Here is a 2127-nt window from a genome sequence, read left to right on the forward strand (position 1 = left end):
CCGACGACTGTCCAGGTGTCCCGGCCCGCCAGGAGCGTGCCGAGGTCGCCCTTGCCCTGCTGCTGCATAGCGTCCTCGAGCTGATCGGCCATCAGCTTCTCGTAGACCGGACGGCGTACGTCCCGCAGCACGCCGATCGGCGTACGGTGCAGGGTGTCCGGGTCGGCCAGTCGGGAGAGCGCGAAGGCCGTGCCGGGCGACTCGGCGTGCGCGTCGTGCACGAGGATGCCGTCCGTGCCGTGCTCGGCCACCTCGACGATCCGCAGTTCGCCGGTCGCCGGGTCGCGTATGACACCGCGCTCGCCCAGACCGTCCTGGGCGGGGAGCCCGAACCGGATGGGTTCGCCGTGCTCCAGCCGGATGACCGCCTCCTGCGCTTGCTGCTTGTCCTTGAGGACCTCGAAGGCGCCGTCGTTGAAGATGTTGCAGTTCTGGTAGATCTCCACCAGCGCCGTGCCGGGATGGTCGGCCGCGGCCCGCAGCACCGAGGTGAGGTGCTTGCGGTCCGAGTCGACCGTGCGGGCCACGAAGGACGCCTCCGCGCCCAGGGCCAGCGACACCGGGTTGAACGGCGAGTCCAGCGAGCCCATCGGGGTCGACTTGGTGATCTTCCCCGGCTCCGAGGTGGGGGAGTACTGGCCCTTGGTGAGGCCGTAGATCCGGTTGTTGAACAGCAGAATCTTCAGGTTGACGTTCCGTCGCAGGGTGTGGATCAGGTGGTTGCCGCCGATCGACAGGGCGTCCCCGTCCCCGGTGACCACCCACACCGACAGGTCCCGGCGGGCGGAGGCCAGCCCGGTCGCGATGGCCGGGGCCCGACCGTGGATGGAGTGCATCCCGTAGGTGTTCATGTAGTACGGGAAGCGGGACGAGCAGCCGATCCCGGAGACGAAGACGATGTTCTCCTTGGCCAGCCCCAGTTCCGGCATGAAGCCCTGCACCGCGGCCAGCACGGCGTAGTCACCGCAGCCGGGGCACCAGCGGACCTCCTGGTCCGACTTGAAGTCCTTCATCGACTGTGTGCCCTCGGCCTTCGGGACCAGGGACAGCGGTTGCTGGCTGTCGTCCTCGGCGAGGGGAAGGCTCCCTGTGAGGGTGCCGGACAGGTGCTCAGCCATTTGTGATGGCCTCCTTGAGAGCGTCCGCGAGCTGCTCCGCCTTGAACGGCAGGCCGCGGACCTGGGTGTAGGACTCGGCGTCGACGAGGTATGTGGCGCGTACGAGGGTGGCCAGTTGGCCGAGGTTCATCTCCGGCACGAGCACCTTGTCGTAGCCGCGCAGTACCTCGCCCAGGTTCGGCGGGAGGGGGTTGAGGTGCCGCAGGTGAGCCTGTGCCACCCGGTCGCCGGCCCGGCGCACCCGGCGTACGGCGGCGGTGATCGGTCCGTACGTCGAACCCCAGCCCAGCACCAGCAGCCGGGCCGGTCCCTCGTGCTCCGCGCCGGGGTCGTCGACCTCGATCGAGGGCACCTCGACGCCGTCCACCTTGGCTTGCCGGGTGCGGACCATGTGGTCGTGGTTGGCCGGGTCGTAGCTGATGTTCCCCGTGCCGTCCTGCTTCTCGATGCCGCCGATCCGGTGCTCCAGCCCCGGGGTACCGGGCACCGCCCACGGACGCGCGAGGGTCTGAGGGTCCCGCTTGTACGGCCAGAACACCTCGGTGCCGTCGTGCAGTTCGTGGTTCGGGCTCTGGGCGAACTGCACCCGCAGGTCGGGCAGCGAGTCCACCTCGGGCACCCGCCAGGGCTCGGAGCCGTTCGCCAGATAGCCGTCGGACAGCAGGAAGACCGGGGTGCGATAGGTCAAAGCGATACGGGCGGCGTCCAGCGCGGCCGTGAAGCAGTCGACCGGGGTGGCCGCCGCGACGATCGGCACCGGCGCCTCGCCGTTGCGGCCGTACATCGCCTGGAGCAGGTCGGCCTGCTCGGTCTTGGTGGGCATGCCGGTGGAAGGACCACCCCGCTGGATGTCGATGACCAGCAGCGGCAGCTCCAGCGACACGGCGAGGCCGATCGTCTCGGACTTCAGCGCGACACCCGGGCCGGAGGTGGTGGTCACGCCGAGCGCGCCGCCGAAGGAGGCGCCCAGCGCGGCCCCGATGGCGGAGATCTCGTCCTCGGCCTGGAA

Annotated in this window: 1 protein-coding gene and 1 pseudogene; both read right to left on the reverse strand. The window is 69.8% G+C overall.

The features are described 5' to 3' along the window. On the reverse strand, positions 1–1013 hold a 1013-nt coding region (locus AN216_RS00475; protein WP_244502256.1), incomplete at its 3' end, for a 2-oxoacid:ferredoxin oxidoreductase subunit beta. A 97-nt stretch (positions 1014–1110) separates the two neighbouring features. Further along, positions 1111–2127, reverse strand: a pseudogene (locus AN216_RS00480) (2-oxoacid:acceptor oxidoreductase subunit alpha); the annotation flags it as partial.

It is taken from the genome of Streptomyces oceani (assembly GCF_001751245.1).
GTDB lineage: Bacteria > Actinomycetota > Actinomycetes > Streptomycetales > Streptomycetaceae > Streptomyces > Streptomyces oceani.